General features: G+C 43.1%; 18 protein-coding genes. 14 read left to right on the top strand and 4 right to left on the bottom strand.

What is annotated here, in order from left to right; all coding sequences use genetic code 11:
• Positions 1 to 148: 148 nt before the first annotated feature.
• Positions 149 to 1,762, top strand: coding sequence for an amidohydrolase (locus tag BN1067_RS11010; protein ID WP_053218900.1), 1,614 nt, complete (start codon positions 149 to 151; stop codon positions 1,760 to 1,762).
• 140 nt (positions 1,763 to 1,902) lie between these two features.
• Here BN1067_RS11010 and BN1067_RS11015 read toward each other — a convergent pair whose 3' ends face one another.
• Entirely contained in the window at positions 1,903 to 2,706 is an 804-nt protein-coding gene (locus tag BN1067_RS11015; protein WP_199868577.1) for an NAD kinase, read from the bottom strand.
• A 181-nt stretch (positions 2,707 to 2,887) separates the two neighbouring features.
• Here BN1067_RS11015 and BN1067_RS11020 point away from each other — a divergent pair, with 181 nt between their 5' ends.
• Positions 2,888 to 3,478, top strand: coding sequence for a DUF2953 domain-containing protein (locus tag BN1067_RS11020; RefSeq protein ID WP_053218902.1), 591 nt, complete (start codon positions 2,888 to 2,890; stop codon positions 3,476 to 3,478).
• A 136-nt stretch (positions 3,479 to 3,614) separates the two neighbouring features.
• On the opposite strand, the gene BN1067_RS11025 is transcribed toward BN1067_RS11020, so the two are convergent.
• The gene (locus tag BN1067_RS11025) at positions 3,615 to 4,235 is read right to left on the bottom strand and encodes a hypothetical protein (protein WP_053218903.1); all 621 of its coding nucleotides are present in this window, start codon (positions 4,233 to 4,235) and stop codon (positions 3,615 to 3,617) included.
• 410 nt (positions 4,236 to 4,645) lie between these two features.
• Here BN1067_RS11025 and ytfJ point away from each other — a divergent pair, with 410 nt between their 5' ends.
• From ytfJ to BN1067_RS11050, 5 genes are all read left to right on the top strand, one after another.
• Positions 4,646 to 5,188: a GerW family sporulation protein gene (gene ytfJ / locus BN1067_RS11030; RefSeq protein WP_053218904.1), complete on the top strand. Its 543-nt coding sequence runs from the start codon at positions 4,646 to 4,648 to the stop codon at positions 5,186 to 5,188.
• Between the two features lie 81 nt (positions 5,189 to 5,269).
• Entirely contained in the window at positions 5,270 to 5,770 is a 501-nt protein-coding gene (tpx, locus tag BN1067_RS11035; protein WP_053218905.1) for a thiol peroxidase, read from the top strand.
• 214 nt (positions 5,771 to 5,984) lie between these two features.
• A complete protein-coding gene (locus BN1067_RS11040; RefSeq protein ID WP_053218906.1) occupies positions 5,985 to 6,971 on the top strand; it encodes a class I SAM-dependent methyltransferase in 987 nt (328 codons plus the stop codon).
• A 144-nt stretch (positions 6,972 to 7,115) separates the two neighbouring features.
• Positions 7,116 to 8,303, top strand: coding sequence for an acetate kinase (locus BN1067_RS11045; RefSeq protein ID WP_053218907.1), 1,188 nt, complete (start codon positions 7,116 to 7,118; stop codon positions 8,301 to 8,303).
• Between the two features lie 184 nt (positions 8,304 to 8,487).
• Positions 8,488 to 9,294, top strand: a complete 807-nt coding sequence (locus BN1067_RS11050) for an EcsC family protein (RefSeq protein WP_053218908.1) — start codon at positions 8,488 to 8,490, stop codon at positions 9,292 to 9,294.
• 44 nt (positions 9,295 to 9,338) lie between these two features.
• Here BN1067_RS11050 and BN1067_RS11055 read toward each other — a convergent pair whose 3' ends face one another.
• Positions 9,339 to 9,779 carry a universal stress protein gene (locus BN1067_RS11055; protein WP_053218909.1) on the bottom strand — a complete coding sequence of 147 codons (441 nt, stop codon included), beginning with the start codon at positions 9,777 to 9,779 and terminating at the stop codon, positions 9,339 to 9,341.
• Positions 9,780 to 9,899: 120 nt separating this feature from the next.
• On the opposite strand from BN1067_RS11055, the gene BN1067_RS11060 reads away from it, so the two are divergent.
• Together BN1067_RS11060 and ald are read left to right on the top strand one after the other, a co-directional pair.
• Positions 9,900 to 10,688, top strand: a complete 789-nt coding sequence (locus tag BN1067_RS11060; RefSeq protein ID WP_199868520.1) for an SDR family oxidoreductase — start codon at positions 9,900 to 9,902, stop codon at positions 10,686 to 10,688.
• 68 nt (positions 10,689 to 10,756) lie between these two features.
• Positions 10,757 to 11,878 carry an alanine dehydrogenase gene (gene ald / locus BN1067_RS11065; RefSeq protein ID WP_053218911.1) on the top strand — a complete coding sequence of 374 codons (1,122 nt, stop codon included), beginning with the start codon at positions 10,757 to 10,759 and terminating at the stop codon, positions 11,876 to 11,878.
• Positions 11,879 to 12,364: 486 nt separating this feature from the next.
• On the opposite strand, the gene BN1067_RS11070 is transcribed toward ald, so the two are convergent.
• Complete coding sequence (locus BN1067_RS11070) at positions 12,365 to 13,459, bottom strand: M24 family metallopeptidase (protein WP_053218912.1); 1,095 nt, start codon at positions 13,457 to 13,459, stop codon at positions 12,365 to 12,367.
• 217 nt (positions 13,460 to 13,676) lie between these two features.
• Between BN1067_RS11070 and BN1067_RS11075 the strand changes: the two genes are divergently transcribed.
• The 5 genes from BN1067_RS11075 (at position 13,677) to BN1067_RS11095 (ending at position 17,716) form a co-directional block, all read left to right on the top strand.
• Positions 13,677 to 14,186: a DUF4178 domain-containing protein gene (locus BN1067_RS11075; protein ID WP_053218913.1), complete on the top strand. Its 510-nt coding sequence runs from the start codon at positions 13,677 to 13,679 to the stop codon at positions 14,184 to 14,186.
• A gap of 20 nt (positions 14,187 to 14,206) precedes the next feature.
• Complete coding sequence (locus BN1067_RS11080; protein WP_053218914.1) at positions 14,207 to 14,875, top strand: PspA/IM30 family protein; 669 nt, start codon at positions 14,207 to 14,209, stop codon at positions 14,873 to 14,875.
• 131 nt (positions 14,876 to 15,006) lie between these two features.
• Entirely contained in the window at positions 15,007 to 15,660 is a 654-nt protein-coding gene (locus BN1067_RS11085) for a DUF4247 domain-containing protein (protein ID WP_199868521.1), read from the top strand.
• A 20-nt stretch (positions 15,661 to 15,680) separates the two neighbouring features.
• Positions 15,681 to 16,076, top strand: a complete 396-nt coding sequence (locus tag BN1067_RS11090; protein ID WP_053218916.1) for a DUF350 domain-containing protein — start codon at positions 15,681 to 15,683, stop codon at positions 16,074 to 16,076.
• Between the two features lie 89 nt (positions 16,077 to 16,165).
• Positions 16,166 to 17,716 (top strand): polyamine aminopropyltransferase, encoded by a 1,551-nt coding sequence (locus BN1067_RS11095; protein WP_053218917.1) that lies wholly within the window; start codon positions 16,166 to 16,168, stop codon positions 17,714 to 17,716.
• Positions 17,717 to 17,721 lie beyond the last annotated feature (5 nt).

Genomic DNA, 17,721 nt, shown 5'->3' on the forward strand with positions numbered 1-17,721 from the left:
TAAAATAAATAAGTATGGCGAAACGAGGGCAGTGCTTGAGCACTGCCCTTTTCATTTGCAAGTAAAACCGTTAAAATGATTTACAATTCAACAAACTCCGACAACTTTTACGAGGCAATCAAGAATAACGGAAAAGGGGAAACATGTGATGGGAATTATCTGGAAAGGTGGAACAGTTTACACCATGATATCCGAAATGGATACAGTGGAAGCTGTGTTCACAGAAGATGGGAAAATAGTAGACACAGGATCAGCGTCCGATTTACAAAGAGCGTATGAGGGCCGGATTGACCGCATTCATAATTTGCATGGTAATACCATGTTTCCGGGATTTACGGACAGTCACTTACATATTATCGGACATGGGGAAAAATTAATTCATTTGGACTTATCGACCATGAAATCTTCAGAGGAAGTAAAAGCTGCTCTTCGCAGCCGTGCTTCACAGCTCGAACCGGGCGAATGGCTAATTGGGGAAGGGTGGAATGAAAATCATTGGGAGAATCCTGTTATCCTTCATAAGGATGAACTGGACGAGATTTGTCCTGAAAATCCTATGATGTTGAGCCGCATTTGCCGACATGCCCTCCTGGCCAATTCTGCTGCGATGGAACAAGCGGGGATTACGGATGCAACGGAAGATCCGCAAGGCGGTGTTATCGTAAGAGATCATTCCGGAAAGGCAACCGGTTATTTTTTGGATACAGCACAGGAATTTATTAAGAATGTAATTCCAGAGATGTCAGAAGAGCATTTAACAGCTATTGTCCAAACTGCAGTGGATGATTTACACCGAAACGGATTGGTAGGCGGTCATACCGAGGATTTGAATTACTATGGAGGGTTTCTTAAAACTTATCAAGCATTCACCAATGGAATTGATGGTAATAAACGAAAGTTTCGCGCGCATCTACTTGTCCACCATGAAGTGATAGACGATATGAAATCAGCAGGGCTGGATTACCAGGAAGGCACGGAATTCGTCGAAATGGGAGCGATGAAAATCTTTTCTGATGGTGCTTTAGGTGGTAGAACCGCCTGGCTTTCAGAGCCGTATAATGATGACCCGGAAAATAGTGGAATCAATATCCATAGTAAGAATAGTTTAGAAGCTCTGGTTCAAAAGGCGAGAGAGTATGGTATGCCAGTCGCGATTCATGCAATTGGCGATAAGGCGGTAGAAGCAGTTGTGGAAACATTGAAAAAGCATCCGCTTAAGAATGGGCGGCGGGATCGTATTATACATGCCCAAATCGTCAACGACTATCTTCTCGATCAATTGGAAGAACTGGATGTCGTGCTCGACATTCAACCGACGTTTGTGGCCTCGGATTTTCCTTGGATAATCGATCGAATAGGAGAAAAGCGCTTAACACATGCGTATGCTTGGAAAACCTTTCTAAACCGACAAATTCCATGTGCTGCCGGCTCTGATGCACCCATTGAAAGCATTAACCCGCTGCTCGGCATAGAGGCAGCTGTTTTGAGAAAGTCTAGTGTAAATGGCCAAAACTATCAAGATGAACAGCGCTTATCGATGTACGAGGCTATTTCTTTGTACACAAACGGTAGCGCTTATGCGTCTTGTCACGAACAGGATCAGGGTAGAATAGCACCTGGGTTTAAAGCGGACTTTACCATCTTTGATCAAGACCCGTTTAAAATAGATCCAGAGAAAATTACGACTTTGCAAGTACAACAAACGGTTGTGGATGAATCGGTCGTTTACCGAAACAATTATCGGACAACAGATCCTTATTAGAAGAGATGGTGTTAATGGTTCAAACGAGACCTGGTAACGTAGATAAATCAGTTCTCCCGGTTTTTAACAAAATCTAGTCTTTTCTGCTAAAAGCAGGCTGGCATGGGAAATACCCATGCCAGCCTGCTCATTTTTTTGGTTTATAAAAAGGTTCTTTTCACTCTGTCCCAGTATGAATTATTTTTCAATTTCACCGTCTTCACAATTTTATCGCTGAGTGTGACGGTTAAATCTTGTACATTTCGTACAGAGTAAGCTTCATTATCAAAGCCGATGATAGGATAATCATTTCCATCCTGGATGACTTTGAGCGTGAGTTTCCTCGACTTGTCCAATATAAAGGAAGAGCCCAAGGTTCTGTACCGGTTATTATTTAAAGAAGCCAGTTCGGTCACTTGGAAACATGGTGTTTTCGGATCGACGACAGCTCCATGGGTAGATTTATTATAACCTGTACTGCCTGTAGGGGTGGCAACAATCAATCCGTCGCCCCGGAAAGTTTCAAAATGCTGGTCATCGATAAATACATCCATCACAATCGTTTTAATCAAAGTCGATCGGATGCTGGCTTCATTCAAACATAAAAAGTGCGCTTGCTCATTGACCAAAACATCGATGACTGGAAACCGGCGGACCTCCAATTCTTCATGAAGGATGGAATGAACCATCTCATCATAGTGATCGAGGCTGAAATCACAGTACAATCCTGCTTCATTAGATTTGGCAATACCTGTGTATAAACAATCTTGACGAAATCCAGTCTTTCTTACGGCTTGGAGAAAAGCGCCGTCTCCTCCAACGCTTATGATTATATTGGCGTCCTCTGACTGGTCGACAATTTGAAATCCATTCTCTTTTGCGAGCTTGAATAGCGGCTGAAATGCATCTTCAAGTTCTTTCTCTTTTGGGTAATAAAAGTAAAGATTGCGGCGATTGTCCAATATTGCTTCCTCCTGTCTGTATGTAAGCATTGAAGTTTGTATTCACAGAATACTTTCTGTGAGAAAACGCTTTATATATCCATGTTATCATTCTTTTTTTCATATTCCCAGCGGGAAGATATCTGCCGGAAACGGTTTATTCTGATGTGTTTTTGAAAATACTGGTGACGATGGAGGTGTTTTCATGGGCTGGCTGCTTGCAGGGGGGATCATCTTGTTACTTGTCCTTTTCACCCTTATGCTATTACTCTTATTACGAGTTTATACAACTTTATATTATAGATATCATAATGGCTCGGACTATTTACGTGTTGAGATAGAAGTTTTTGGTATTTGTGTATTCCAAAAAGAATTGACCGTTCTGTCTGAAGGGGATAATCGCCCAAATACTTGGGGTAACCCGGACGGCGAAAAGACACTAGAGCAAAAATGGCATAATTGGAAACGGAATTTGCAAGCTTTGCGCTCTATTTTACCTCAAATACTCGTGTTTATTTCGAAAGTTTCCATCCATCAACTATCCTGGAAGTCAAAACTTGGCCTGGCAGATGCAAGGGCAACTGGCATAGCAGCTGGTGCAGGATGGGGAATCAAATATAGTCTGGTTGCCTGGATACGATCCCATGTGAAAAGGATATCCGGGGAAGAGATTGAAATCCAACCATTATTCCAACAAAAAAATTTATACACGGAAGCGGAATGTAACTTTTCTTTTCGTTTAGGAAAGGCAATTCGCCTTATTCGATTAATTTCCAAGCAACTATCCTCCGTCTAAGACGTTTGAAGATAGCGCACCATTTGAGGTATAAGGTTATTAAATAAGTAAAAAGCCCTGCACTAGTCGGCAGGGCTTTTCTTGCATGCTTTCATGGATTTGCTTCACGATACAAGCTATGATTTTTTATTTACGATTAAAATTCTCCATCGTTTTCTTCTACGGGTTGATCAGGAGTTACTTCTCCGCCATCTTCTTCATTGGGTTCCTCAGGATTAACTTCCCCGTCATCCTCTTCATCTGGTTGGTCGGGTAAAACTTCTCCTTCATCTTCTTCTGGAATTTCTGCTTCATTCTCTTCTTCTACGATCGGCAGTGTATAGAGAATGCTTTGTTCACTTTCTATAGCTTCTTCAACTTCTTCGATGAGGTTTTCTGTTTCGATGATTTCAGGTTGTGCATCATCAGCTTTGGCAGTAACCGCAGAAAGTTTATTCGTTGCGGCGTTCAGCTGGTTACTTAAAGAAACGAATTCTCCCTGGAAGAATTCATATTCCTCAGGAGTAAGTGTTTCTGTGTCACTCAATTGTGCAGCAACAAATTCAAGCTCAGATTCTACTGAATTTACCTTTTTCTCTACTTGGAAAAGATGCTTCGTCACTTTTTGAGCGTTGAATCCGTTAGCTTGTCCAGCTTTAACCTGAACAGCACTGTTTCCATCCGCATTGGAATTAAACGGTGCAGCATTGACCGCAGGAGAGAAAGCGAGCCCCATTGCCAATGTTGGTGCAGCGATTTTTAAAATCTTCTTTTTCATCCACATTTCCTCCTTGAAGTTTTTTCTTATGAGCTTCTGATGGCCAAGTTTTACCTCGCCCTCACTCACGGTTAAACCATACCCAGGAATATTCATGAAGAAAACAAATAAAGGTTAAAACGCGAAAATAGTGCTACGTTTTTCCATTTGAACGTAAACCTTTTGTTTTGTTTGCTGTACAGATTAGGAAAGAACAAGATTCTTTTGTCGTAATCGAAAAAACGCATGTTTAAAAGCTAGCTAGTGGAGAAGAAACATCCTTATTTCATGAATATTTAATGCAAGATCTTCGTGGTGTATCTTTTCTAGTGATTTAGGAAAAGCTATGTGCATCATTCGACATATTTAGGAACTGTTCTCTGAATGGAAAACGAGAACGTACAGGCAATTACTTAGGAGGTAGAAAATATATGAGTGAACATCCAATTGAAGGCTTGATGACGTCAGCTATGGAAAATCTCAAGGATATGGTCGATGTCAATACGATTATCGGGGATCCTGTAGAATCACCTGACGGGAGTATGATCATCACGGTATCCCGGGTTGGGTTTGGGTTTGCAGCAGGAGGATCAGAATTTAAGGGCCAGTCGAGTGGAGGGGACAGCTCCGATTCAGAGGGTGGAAGCGGGATGCCATTCGGAGGCGGTAGTGGAGGGGGCGTATCCATTACGCCAATAGCGTTTTTGATCGTCAATGAAAAAGGCGTGCAAATGATTCACCTTGATCAAAGCACCCATCTCTATGAAAAACTGTTGGATTTCGCACCGCAAGCTCTGGATAAAATTCAGGAAATGTTGAAAGGAACAATGGGAAAACTGGAAAAGGGAAGCGGTAAAGAAGAAAAAGAAAAAGGGGAAAAAGCAGGAAAGGATAAGAAGGATAAAAAAGGGAAAGAGAAGAAAAATAAAGAAGAAAGCGAAGATGATGATTCGGAGGAAAATGAAGACGAGTAATACTTGCTTAGCATTATGTTAGACATTCCCTTCTAATACCTTCATAATGAAAATCGAGAATGAAGGATGGAGGTTGATAGAATGGCGAATGTAACCTTTAAAGGTACCCCGATGACTCTTGTTGGGGATGAAGTGAAAGTTGGCGCAACAGCGCCGGATTTTAAGGTGCTGGATAATGATTTGAATGAAGTCCGTTTAACTGATTACAGCGGTCAAGTACGCTTGATCAGTGTTGTTCCTTCTGTCGATACAGGAGTATGCGCAGAGCAAACGCAACGTTTTAATGATGCAGCGGAAAAGCTGGAAAATGTAAAAGTGTTGACCATCAGCATGGATTTACCGTTTGCCCAAAAACGTTGGACTCAGGCAAATGATATTCAGCATATCGATATCTTTTCCGATCATAAAGATGCAGACTTCGCCCATCAATATGGTGTATTAATGGAAGAACTGCGCCTGTTGGCCCGTTCTGTTTTTGTCATCGATTCGGAAGGAAAAGTAACTTACACGGAATACGTTAGCGAAGGAACCAACCATCCGGATTACGAAAAAGCTCTTGCTGCTGTAAAAGAAACGAAATAGGCTTCGGACAAGTAAAGCCTTGCCCCGAGTGACTTTTTCGGCCGATCAGTACCTACGAGAATCTGTATTCTTTGTAGTGCATCGGCGGCTAAGCATTCGGGGTTTTTTGTGCATTTACTAATAAAACGGGCAATACATAGTCATATATTTTCTCTGAATCCATAGTTTTGTTAAAATAATAGGCTGATGAAGGTAAATGAATGGGGGAAGCAAAGTGGAACACAATAATGTGGAAACAATATATAATTTCTTGGATGAATCAGCTGAACAAATAGTGCGCCAAATGGACCAGCCGTACTTAGACAGTCTGGCTCAGGCGCTGGAATATTTTCTTACCGAAGAAACGACAGGGGAACTCAATGAATTCGCCCTTCAACATTTACGCAAAAAAGCTAGCGAGCTTGATATAAATTCTTTTGAACGGGAAGAGATAAGAAAGGCGATACAATTGGCATCCTTAAAAGGCATGAAAGGTGCGACACAACAGCAGCACTTAGTCACCCCTGACACGGTGGCAATGTTTGCCGGCTATTTAGCAAACAAATTGATGAAAGACCGGAATCCGGTGCGTTTGTTTGATCCCGCCTGTGGAACGGGAAATTTGCTGACAGCAGTCCATAACCAGCTGCCGCAGCAAACTGTACCATTCGGGAGCGAAGTAGATCCCACCTTAATTAAGATTGCCCTTATGAGCGCCAACCTTCAGCAAATCGATATGGAGCTATTCCATCAGGACAGCCTCCGTCCGTTTGTTATGGAGCCGGCAGATTTGATAGTATCCGATTTACCTGTCGGCTACTATCCTGATGATATTATTGCTAATGATTACGAACTTAAAGCGGAAGAAGGACATTCCTATGCTCATCATTTGTTGATTGAGCAAAGTATCAGGTACACGAGGGATGGCGGTTATCTCGTTTTAATTATCCCGAATTTTTTGTTTGACAGTGACCAGGCACCAAAATTAAACACCTTCTTGCAAAAAAATACGCACATTTTCGGTATTGTTCAATTGCCGGAAAGTATCTTTAAATCAGAACAAAATGCGAAAAGTATCTTTTTGCTGCAAAAAAAAGGGCAGGATACCAAGGCTCCAAAAGAAGCCCTTATGGCAAAGCTTCCATCCTTTAAAAATGTCCATGCGATGAATGATATTCTGGTCAAAATTAATCAATGGTTCAAACAGGAAGGAATTTCTTGAAACACCCGGTCAAATAGTTTGAAAATAAAGATTTTGGAAGGCAAGCGTTATCATTGAAACCTTGATATTGCAAACTTGTTGAAGCGGTGTTTAAATGAGTAAGGGAGTATGTAAGGACGTTTTGAATGAAAGGATTGAATCATAGTGAGCAAAATATTAGCGATAAATGCAGGCAGTTCGTCTCTTAAGTTTCAATTAATCGAGATGCCTGAAGAGACAGTGATTGCCAAAGGCTTGGTCGAACGGATCGGTATCGAAAATTCTGTTTTCACCATAGAAGCTACAGGGGAGAAGGATGAAACGACAACAGATATCCCGAACCATGAGCAGGCAGTAAAAATGCTATTGGACAAGCTGACAGAGTCTGGTGTCATCCAATCCTTGGATGAAATCGAGGGCGTCGGCCATCGAGTGGTACACGGAGGCGAGCGGTTTAGTGACTCTGTGAAAATCACCGATGAAGTCATTCGTGAAATCGAAGAGGTGTCCGATCTTGCACCGCTTCATAACCCGGCAAACCTGACCGGTATTCGCGCTTTTCGTGAAATTCTTCCGGAGGTACCGGCTGTTGCGGTTTTCGATACAGCTTTTCACCAGACAATGCCAGAGCAATCTTATTTATACAGTCTTCCATATGAATACTATGAAAAATACGGAATCCGTAAGTATGGTTTCCATGGCACTTCTCATAAGTATGTATCCCAACGTGCCGCTGAACTGCTTGGATTACCATTGGAGCAATTGCGCCTAATTTCCTGCCATCTTGGAAATGGTGCAAGCATCGCAGCGATTGAGAACGGAAAATCGATCGATACTTCCATGGGCTTTACACCTCTGGCTGGGGTAACGATGGGAACAAGATCCGGAAACATTGATCCAGCATTGATTCCGTATATCATGGAGAAAACAGGAAAGACAGCCAATGAGGTTATGACGGTCCTTAACAAGGAAAGCGGTATGCTTGCTTTGTCCGGATTCTCCAGTGACTTGCGAGACATTACCCAGCGTGCTAAGGATAAGGATGATCGTGCTGAACTTGCACTTGAAGTCTTCGCAGAACGGATTCATAAGTACCTTGGTTCCTATGCTGCAAGAATGCATGGCGTAGATGCGATCATCTTTACGGCAGGCGTCGGAGAAAATAGCGCTGAAATTCGCGAGCGTGTCTTAAAGGGACTTGAATTCATGGGTGTATACTGGGATCCTTCCCTTAACAATATTCACGGGAAAGAAGCGTTTATTAACTATCCGCATTCCCCAGTAAAAGTCATTGTCATCCCGACGAACGAAGAAGTAATGATTGCCCGGGATACAGTTCGACTGTCCCAATAAAAAAAGGATATTGAAAGCAATGCCGGGCTGAACTGTCCGGCATTTTTTTAATGGTTATTTTTACGATGATGGCAGGCTTGTCGCGACAGCAAAGATCTCTTTTTAGGGGAATCTTCACGTTTTGCTGCGATTCCTTTTTGTCCATATGATACGATAAAAGGAAAGCGGGGAAGAGGGGGATCATGTGGTTGGAAATCCGATTAGTCAGGAAATAACTGGTTGGGAAAACAAGTTGAAATTACATGCATCCAATGATTTTGAACGACTTTATCATAACTGGCAGCACCAGGCTTTTAACCACTTGGACAAAAACAGGAAGGAAGAATGGTTCCGTAAAATGGATGATCTGCTATTTCACTCGCACGCTTATTTGCAAGGCTCTGCCTTTCAAAGGGAGTCAAGGGAACGTTTAATCGCTCAAGCTAGAATTTTTCATCCGGAAATCCTGGTTATTGAAGACATGCAAGTGCTCTCTGTCGAACAATCGACCCACCTGGCATTACAAGAGATGGCAAGAGGTCAATTATATGCCATGGCCCAGGGCGGAGCGGCAGGAACAGGTGGTATTTTCCTGTTGGCTTTCGATTTTCCAGTACAGCTGGTAATGAATCTCCGGTTGGTTCAGTTAATAGCAATGGCTTTTGGAAGGGAGATCAGACGGCCGGTAGAAATGATGTTATCGTTAAAGGTGTTTCACGCGGCTACCCTGCCGAAAAGTCTGCAATGGAATGCTTGGCAGGTGTTGTTGGAAGAAACGAAGGATGCCACCGGTTATGTTTACGAGGGTAGCGATATGTTGGTAGATGAAAAGTGGCTGCGGTACCCACTTAAGCAAGCGGCCAAATCATTGTTTATTTTAAGTGCAAAAAGAAAAATCGTTCAAGGTATTCCTTTGCTTGGGATGACAACTGGTGCTGCATTGAATTATCGGTTGTCGAAGCGTGTTGGAGAATTTGCCCTTCGCTATTATCAAAAACGTTGTCCTTCTTAATCGACCGCCTATCCCTAAAACAACGGGATAGGCGGTTTCTTTATTTATTCACTTCTTACTACTAATACATCACAAGTAGCATAGCGTGTAACACTTTCGGAAACACTGCCGATAAGGAATCTTTCTACGGCATTCATTCCGGTGGCACCGCAGATAATCAAGTCCGCATCGTACTTTTTAGCGATATCCTTGGCGATTTTAATCTTAGGAGATCCATATTCTATGTCGGTTATAATATTAGCAGCACCAGCTCTTTCAGCTTTTTCCTGATAACCTGCCAACAATTCTTTTGCATACGTTTCTGCCCGTTCCGCCAATGAACGATCATACGCTTCCGCGGTCGCAAACGTACGGTGATCAATGACATGGGCGAGAATAAGCGTCGCATGGTTACGCTTGGCAATATCAACAGCTTTGTTAAAGGCGAGTTCCGCAGCTTTTGAACCATCAACGGCTGCTACGATTTGCTTGTATTCAAACTCCATAGAAAAGACCCCTTTCTCCTTCTTTTTTCTATTATATCACGGGGGAAACTTCACAGATAGACAAGACTAATTTCGTGAAAGTAGAATAGGTACATATGTTAAAATAAGAGTGAAGATGAAATGTCGAACGATTCATTGACAATGGAGGTGCAATCTGTGGGACATGCACTTATCACTGCAGGGACTAAAGGCTTGGGCAGACAAGTAACAGAAGCGTTTTTGCGGGCAGGGCACCAAGTCACTGCCACCTTTTGGAAAGACAGGGCAAAAGCAGAAGCATTAGCAGAACAGTATAAGGATGATCGTCTACAGATCGTTCAAGCGGATGTTACCAGCAAAGGGGATTTAGAGTGGTTAGTGAACCAAGCAATGGATAGATATGGCACGATAGATTACTTGATTAACAATGCTGGGCCATACATATTCGAAAGAAAGAAATTAATGGACTATTCACAAGCTGAATGGGATGCTATGATGAAAGGGAATCTGGATTCTGTTTTTCATCTATTGCAACTTACGATTCCTAAAATGCGTGATCAGAAATTCGGCAGGGTGATTAACTATGGTTTTCAGGGGGCCAATACTGCAGCTGGTTGGCTGTACCGGTCCGCTTTTGCTGCAGCTAAGGTCGGTTTGGTATCCTTAACTAAATCTATCGCATACGAAGAAGCTGAATATGGAATTACTTCTAATATGGTATGCCCTGGTAATATTACAGGTGACATGAAGGAGGCAGGTATTGAGAAAAGTCGCAAAATACCTGATGAACAGACACCGATAGGCAGATCGGGAACCGGAGAGGATATTGCCAGATCGATTTTGTTCCTTTGCGAGAAAGATTCCGACATGATCACAGGCTCTGTTTTTGAAATCACAGGTGGTTTGGATGTCATTCATCGTTATCGGTGAACAGGCGTTCTTCCCATACATAACAAGAGATTTCTGTAAGAAATGCAGACTATTTGGAGGGATGACAAATGAATATCGGTGTACCTAAAGAGATTAAGAACAATGAAAATCGTGTGGCGATGACGCCAGCGGGGGTTGTAACTCTCAGGAATGCCGGACATCACGTTTTCGTGGAGACCGGCGCAGGATTAGGCTCGGGCTTTACGGATGCACAGTATGTCGCCGCTGGAGCAGAAATCGTTGCAACCGCAAGCGAAGCGTGGAAACAGGAAATGGTCATGAAGGTAAAGGAACCGCTTTCAGAGGAATATGGCTATTTCTATGAAGGGCAAATCCTATTCACGTATTTGCACTTGGCGCCTGAACCGGAATTGACCAAAGCATTGATAGACAATAAAGTAGTATCGATTGCTTATGAGACAGTCCAGCTTGCCAATGGTTCGTTACCGCTTTTGACCCCGATGAGTGAGGTTGCAGGACGGATGGCATCCCAAATCGGAGCTCAATTTTTGGAAAAACCGAAAGGTGGCAGAGGGGTATTGCTTTCGGGCATTCCTGGTGTCAGACGGGGGAAGGTGACCATCATTGGTGGGGGAGTAGTCGGGACGAATGCAGCCAAAATTGCCGTGGGGCTTGGAGCTGATGTTACCATAATCGACCTGAACCCAGATCGTCTTCGTCAGCTGGATGATATATTCGGTTCTACGATCAATACGTTCATGTCCAATCCACTGAATATAGCAGAAGCACTGCAGGAATCCGATTTAGTGATTGGAGCGGTATTGATCCCTGGAGCCAGGGCGCCGAAGCTGGTTACAGAGGAAATGGTCAAATCGATGCGTGAAGGATCTGTAATCGTTGATGTGGCAATTGATCAGGGAGGTATTTTTGAGACTACCGATCGTATCACCACCCATGATAATCCTACATACAACAAGCATGGTGTGCTCCACTATGCGGTAGCCAATATGCCGGGAGCAGTGCCACGTACTTCTACAATCGGGTTAACCAATGTAACGGTTCCTTATGCTTTGCAATTGGCGAATAAAGGTTATCGCAGGGCATGTGCAGAAAACCAGGCACTCTTGAAAGGCATTAATACACTGGATGGTTACGTAACGTACAAAGCTGTTGCGGAAGCCCACAAGCTGGAATACGCGGAAGTAGAAGCCTTATTGGAAACCCGTTAAGTACGGACAGTTGATAAAAAGTTTTTAAAGTAGCTCCTTTCTATTGCCAGTCGAATAGACAATGGTGGTGTGCTTTTTTTGCTCCACCAACTATTAATCGAAAGACTCAATCTTAAGAAATAGCGACTTTACTATGGCCGCAGAGGAAATAAACTCGCTTTCCGCGGATGAATTACCGAGCCATCTCGCAAAACCCGCTGCGGGGTCTCGGTTGCCCCGTTTTCCGCAGGAGTCACGCTTATTTTCTCTGCTACGCTATTTCGCTTTATAACTGTTCGTTTAACTTCTCGACGAACTTAAACTAATTCCAAATAATTCTTTATGATAAAGTTGCGTCGCACTCCCGTCACCTATGTCTCCACATTCAATTATGTAGCAAAAAACTTAGCGGATCTAACAAATTCGTAAAGTTGGATGAAAAACGGCTTCTGTCTCTGAAGTAAAAGAAGCCTGGTTTTCAATGAAAATTCCAGGCTTCTTTCTACATTATTCGATAATCTGTAACGTTTTTGGATAAGTGGTCAACCGTTCAGGGCCTTTTTTGGTTAGGAAAACTTCATCTTCTATCCGGACACCGCCAACCCCTGGCACATAAATCCCGGGCTCCAGCGTAAAGCTCATGCCTTCTTTTAAGGTTAGTTCATTTTCCGACGTAAGGGATGGGTATTCATGGACGTCGACACCGATACCGTGTCCGATCCGATGGGTGAAGTATTCTCCATACCCTTGGCTCGCAATATGTTCGCGGGCCACTTGGTCCATTTTGCCGGCGGCATTACCGATCACCGCAGCGTTGATTGCTTTTTCCTGTGCAGCAAGAACCGTTTGATAAATTTTTTCCTGTTCCGGATTTATCTGCTTATAAGCAACGGTTCTGGTGATATCGGAACAATATCCGTCAAATACGACCCCAAGATCAAACAAAACGAGGTCTCCTGGTTCTACCTTTTTCTGACCGGGAGTTCCGTGCGGGGAAGCTGTTTTTTTGCCTGACAACACCATGGTCGAGAAAGACATTTCCCGGACACCCTGCTTTTTTAACTCATATTCTAAGGTTGCCAGTATTTCCATTTCGGTGGCGCCTTCTTGGATAGCTTTTACACCCGTTTTAACGCCGAAATCTGCTAATTCAGCTGCTTGCTTTAAGATGGTGTATTCCTTCTTATCCTTAATCACCCGCAAGCTTGCTAACATTTCAGTAGCATCGATTATTTGTGCTTCCGGCATTATATGCTGTAACTGTTCGAACCGGGAAACGGAAAAATCTTCTTTCTCAATAGCGATCGTTTCCGGGGATTTGTGGCGTTTCTTTAAATACTCTCTGAATAAACTCCATGGGTTATCCTGATCCTTGTAAGTGAGAAAGTCCCCTTTCCAGCCGGATGCAATGGCGTCTTCCTTTTCCATTTCAGGTAGTATGAACAAAGGCTCCCCATCTTGTCCTATGTAGACTGCTACCAGTCTTTCGTGTGGATCGGTATAATGCCCGCTAAGATAGTACACATTTGCCTTGGAGGTAACCAGGGCACTGTCAAAATGGTTTTGTTTTAGTTTTTCGGTCAACGTTTGTAATCGTTCCATGGTTTTTCCACCTTTCTTTGTCTTCTAATAGTATAACAAACTAAATGGACATAATGACAATGATACCGAGTCAAATAAACCCGAAATATGTTTCCGGAGAAAAATCTGTTACCATGGAAACAATGAGAAGAAATAATTAAAAAAATGAAACCTGAGTATGTTGTCGACCGTAAACAAGAATGTAATAGGAATTATCTTGGAAAGAAGAGGTGAACCAGTGGGGATTTTCTCGAAACTGTTTAAAAAAGATACAGACAAACCGCAGATAAAGGAACGGTCGCCCTTGTCCATAGAAGTTGGCGACATTATCACCTATGATCTAGTTGATTATGAAGTAGTCGGAAAAATCACTTACCGGCAAGACAATTATGAATGGTTCGGTTATCAACTACTGGAAGGCAAAAATTCCATTTGGCTGTCTGCTGAAACGGATGAACAGCTGGAGCTTGGGATATATCAATCGATAAATCTTCCGGTGTCCAAACCATTTCCAAAGGAACTGACTTATCAGGATACCACTTATTACCTGGAGGAAGAAGGAGAAGCAAGAGTGGTAGGAGAAGGCAGGAGCAGAAACATAAACGGAAGACAAATTCAATATGCTGAATACTGTGATGAAGAAGAAGAGCATTATTTAAGCCTGGAAGACTGGGGAAGTGAGGTCGAAGCCAGTTACGGGTATGAAATCGAACCTTATGAGATAAAAATTATTGCAGGTTCCAACTAATAAAAAGGAGGATACACATTATGTTTAAAATGTTTAAACGCGTCAGTACAATCGTCAATTCAGAGCTGAATGCCATGTTGGATAAAGCGGAGGATCCGGTGAAAATGCTGGAGCAGTTTATGCGGGATATGGAGTCGGACATCCGTGAGGTCGAAAGTTCGGTTGCTAAACAAATCGCTAATGAAAAGATGTTGAAACGGAAATATGACGACGCACAGGCGTTGGTCGATAAACGGCAGGGCCAAGCCGAAAAGGCGATTGAAGCTGGGAACGAAGATCTTGCCCGTCGGGCGCTGGAAGACAAAAAGGACCAACAGGAACAGGCTGATACACTAAAAGAGTCTTGGGAAAGAGCCAAAAATGATTCCAAGATTCTTCGGGATAAACTGGATGAAATGAAAAAAGAATACCAGCAGATGAAGCTGAAAAAGGATTCATTGAAAGCCCGTGCCGAATCTGCAAAAACAAGAACAAAAATGAATCGGACGATGTCCTCGATTGGCAGTGATGAATCAAAACGTGGTTTTGAACGCATGGAAGAAAAGGTCCTCCAGTTTGAAGCGGAAGCAGATACATCCGATGATTTATCTGCAGCCGGAAAATCGCTTGATGATGAGTTTGAAAGCCTGGAAAAGAGCGATGTAGACGATGAATTGGCCGCATTAAAGAAAAAACTCGGCAAAGAATAACGTTTCCGGAGCTATCAGGGGATGGATTAGACAGGGGAAGCAATCACCGGAAAAACCCTTGTACCAATCATAGGTTGCAAGGGTTTTTGTAGGTTTTTTCAAGTGGTCAGAAAGGAGGTATGGCTTCCGTCATGCATAAAATAGTAGGTGTTTGGTTGCTTTCTCTCGTTCTGTTGTTGACAGCTTGCGGCTCCAATCTTTCCGAGCTGTCAGGGGTAGAAGAAGAACCTTCGGTGTCGGTTGAAGAGATTCCAAAAGAGCCGGATAGACGGGAAATAGAGGAGAAGCTGAGAGCTTCTTCCGGTCAGAAAATCGAATCCTTTTTTGCAAACAATTTTTACCTATTGGATGTCGTAACTGGGGAAGATGCTCAGGCTAATGTGTATGCTACACGACAATTTACGAGAGAACAGCTTGTATCGCTTGTTTCCAATGTAAAGCCGCCTGAGGAAGCAAGTGAGGTAAAAGATGGGGAGCAGATATTGATTTATCCGGATTATTTTGTCACTTTCAAGCCAAGTGAAGAAGATGCGGATGTGTTGTTGATCGAAGTGGCATCTGACCAGTTTGTTCGCAGCAACTATTCTCCCAACCATTTGAATGGTTTTTTTACGTTTTTACTGTTAAACAGGATGCTGGGAACCTCCGGCTGGGAGAATTCCCGAATGGAACAGTGTCGAAATGGCGGCTGTTACGGCGGTTACACGACACGTGACCGGGGAGGACTGAATACGAAAAGAGGGATGTCTTCCTATCGTGGTGGAGGAGCAAGTGCTGGTAAATAACTTTTAGAGGAGGGAAAGAAATGGGACCATTTATATCGACGTTTATTTATTTTGTGATTGCTATCTTGGTTGTTCTGGCCGGAGTGGCCGTATTTGAAATGTTGACAAGAAAGTATCGCGACTGGGAGGAAATAGAAAATGGAAACGCAGCTGTTGCTCTGTCGGTTTCGGGAAAGATAATCGGTATTTGCATTGTTCTCGCTTTTGCCATTTATCATAGCGTGAGCATCTGGGAAACAATCATTTGGGGAGTATACGGACTGGTTCTGCAAGTTGTTGCCTACCTGCTTTTTGAAATGCTGACCAGAAAATTCTCGGTGGAAGTAAAGCTCAAAGAAAATAATGTAGCAGTCGGCATCGTATCCCTGGCTGTGTCCATCGGATTAGCTTTTGTAATTGGTGCATCCATTACATAAAACCAGTTGTATCAAGGGGGTCTGACTTTAAAGTGAAAAGTCAGACCCAACTTTTTTTCAAAGACTTAGGAAAGACGGAGTGAATCTATTTGGAAAGACAAGCTGTCAGGCAAAGTAATTTTATCTACTGGGCTTCAGGGATTGTTTCGATTTGCGGGATAGTATTTGAGGTGCTGTTTGGAGCCCTGGGATCTTATATTCTTGGAGATGGTGTCAAACAGTACACATTGGTCATTTCCTTTTTCTTGACTGGAATGGGAATCGGCGCAAGTATAAGTGAAAAAGTAATGAAGCATTTACTGATTGCTTTTGTCTATATTGAATTTCTTGTAGCGTTGATCGGCGGCTTTTCCAGTTTTGCGATGTTTGGAATCACCGCTTTTTCTCCTGATGGATCGGATGCTTTATTCCTCTATCTCATTACGCTGACGGTTGGAGGTTTGACGGGACTGGAACTGCCGATATTAATCAGAAAAGCCAATGAAATCGGGGTTGCATTGAATCGAAGTACTGCCCGTGTTTTGTTTTCCGACTATGCCGGGGGTCTCATAGGTGGTCTTTTGTTTGTGTTTTTTCTACGTCCGGCTTTGGGCATGGTAAAGAGCGCATTCTTTGTAGGTTGTATCAACCTGCTGGTGGCGTTAATTGTTTTATGGCTTTTCCGCAAAGAAATCAGACGGATAGCCTTACATTTTGCAATAGGCGGTATCATTTTCGTCGCACTGCTGCTGGGTTTCCTGTTTGGAGAGGAAATGGCGTTTAGCTTCGAACAAAAGTTGTATCAGGACCCCATTATCCATATGGAGGAAAGTCAGTACCAAAAAATTATTCTGACGAAAGACGGAGATGATACGCGCTTATATTTGAACGGAGGATTGCAGCTTAGTTCTACCGATGAATACCGTTACCATGAGGTGCTTGTTCATCCGGCAATGGCACAGGCGGACAGCCATTGCACTGTATTGATTTTAGGTGGCGGGGATGGGGTAGCTGCCAAAGAAGTATTGAAATATCAGGATGTAGACACCCTTACACTTGTTGACTTGGATCCGGCGGTAGTCGATCTTGCAGAACGGGATCCGCACTTGTTGGATTTGAATCAGGGCGCTCTTCAAGATGAAAAAGTGGAAATTATCCATGAGGATGCGTTTCAGTTTTTGGAATCCACCGATCGTTGGTTTGATGTTATTCTTGTTGACCTGCCTGACCCAAATGATGAGAGTTTAAATAAATTGTATACGAAAGAATTTTATTCGCTCGCCCGCAATCATTTAAATTATGACGGGGCCATGATGGTTCAGGCGACAAGCCCGGTTTTTGCCAGGGAAGTGTACTGGACCATATCCGAAACCATCAAAGCAACCGGCCTTACGATCGAAAACTTTCATGTCGATGTACCGAGTTTCGGGAATTGGGGATTCGTGATGGGGAGCAGGAATCCAATCGATGTAAACGATTTGGAAGTATCTGTACCAGCCAGGTTCCTCACCACCGAATTGCTTCCCGGTTTGACCGTTTTTGGTAAGGATGAAGGTCCCCCGGTTGGTACCGAGAGAAGCGACAAGATGGAATTGGAACCTAATACGCTGATTGACCCCAACCTGATTCAGAAGTATGAAAAAGCCTGGGAAAACTATTAGAAAAA

It is taken from the genome of Virgibacillus senegalensis, assembly GCF_000821245.2.
In the GTDB taxonomy this organism is placed as follows: Bacteria; Bacillota; Bacilli; order Bacillales; family Amphibacillaceae; genus Sediminibacillus; species Sediminibacillus senegalensis.

Excerpts from the sequence above, each read along its gene's own strand:
- BN1067_RS11010 (WP_053218900.1), top strand. The coding sequence starts at position 149 with ATGGGAATTATCTGGAAAGGTGGAACAGTTTACACCATGATATCCGAA.
- BN1067_RS11020 (WP_053218902.1), top strand. The coding sequence starts at position 2,888 with ATGGGCTGGCTGCTTGCAGGGGGGATCATCTTGTTACTTGTCCTTTTC.
- BN1067_RS11025 (WP_053218903.1), bottom strand. The coding sequence starts at position 4,235 with ATGAAAAAGAAGATTTTAAAAATCGCTGCACCAACATTGGCAATGGGG.
- ytfJ (WP_053218904.1), top strand. The coding sequence starts at position 4,646 with ATGAGTGAACATCCAATTGAAGGCTTGATGACGTCAGCTATGGAAAAT.
- tpx (WP_053218905.1), top strand. The coding sequence starts at position 5,270 with ATGGCGAATGTAACCTTTAAAGGTACCCCGATGACTCTTGTTGGGGAT.
- BN1067_RS11055 (WP_053218909.1), bottom strand. The coding sequence starts at position 9,779 with ATGGAGTTTGAATACAAGCAAATCGTAGCAGCCGTTGATGGTTCAAAA.
- BN1067_RS11060 (WP_199868520.1), top strand. The coding sequence starts at position 9,900 with ATGTCGAACGATTCATTGACAATGGAGGTGCAATCTGTGGGACATGCA.
- ald (WP_053218911.1), top strand. The coding sequence starts at position 10,757 with ATGAATATCGGTGTACCTAAAGAGATTAAGAACAATGAAAATCGTGTG.
- BN1067_RS11070 (WP_053218912.1), bottom strand. The coding sequence starts at position 13,459 with ATGGAACGATTACAAACGTTGACCGAAAAACTAAAACAAAACCATTTT.
- BN1067_RS11080 (WP_053218914.1), top strand. The coding sequence starts at position 14,207 with ATGTTTAAAATGTTTAAACGCGTCAGTACAATCGTCAATTCAGAGCTG.
- BN1067_RS11085 (WP_199868521.1), top strand. The coding sequence starts at position 15,007 with ATGCATAAAATAGTAGGTGTTTGGTTGCTTTCTCTCGTTCTGTTGTTG.
- BN1067_RS11090 (WP_053218916.1), top strand. The coding sequence starts at position 15,681 with ATGGGACCATTTATATCGACGTTTATTTATTTTGTGATTGCTATCTTG.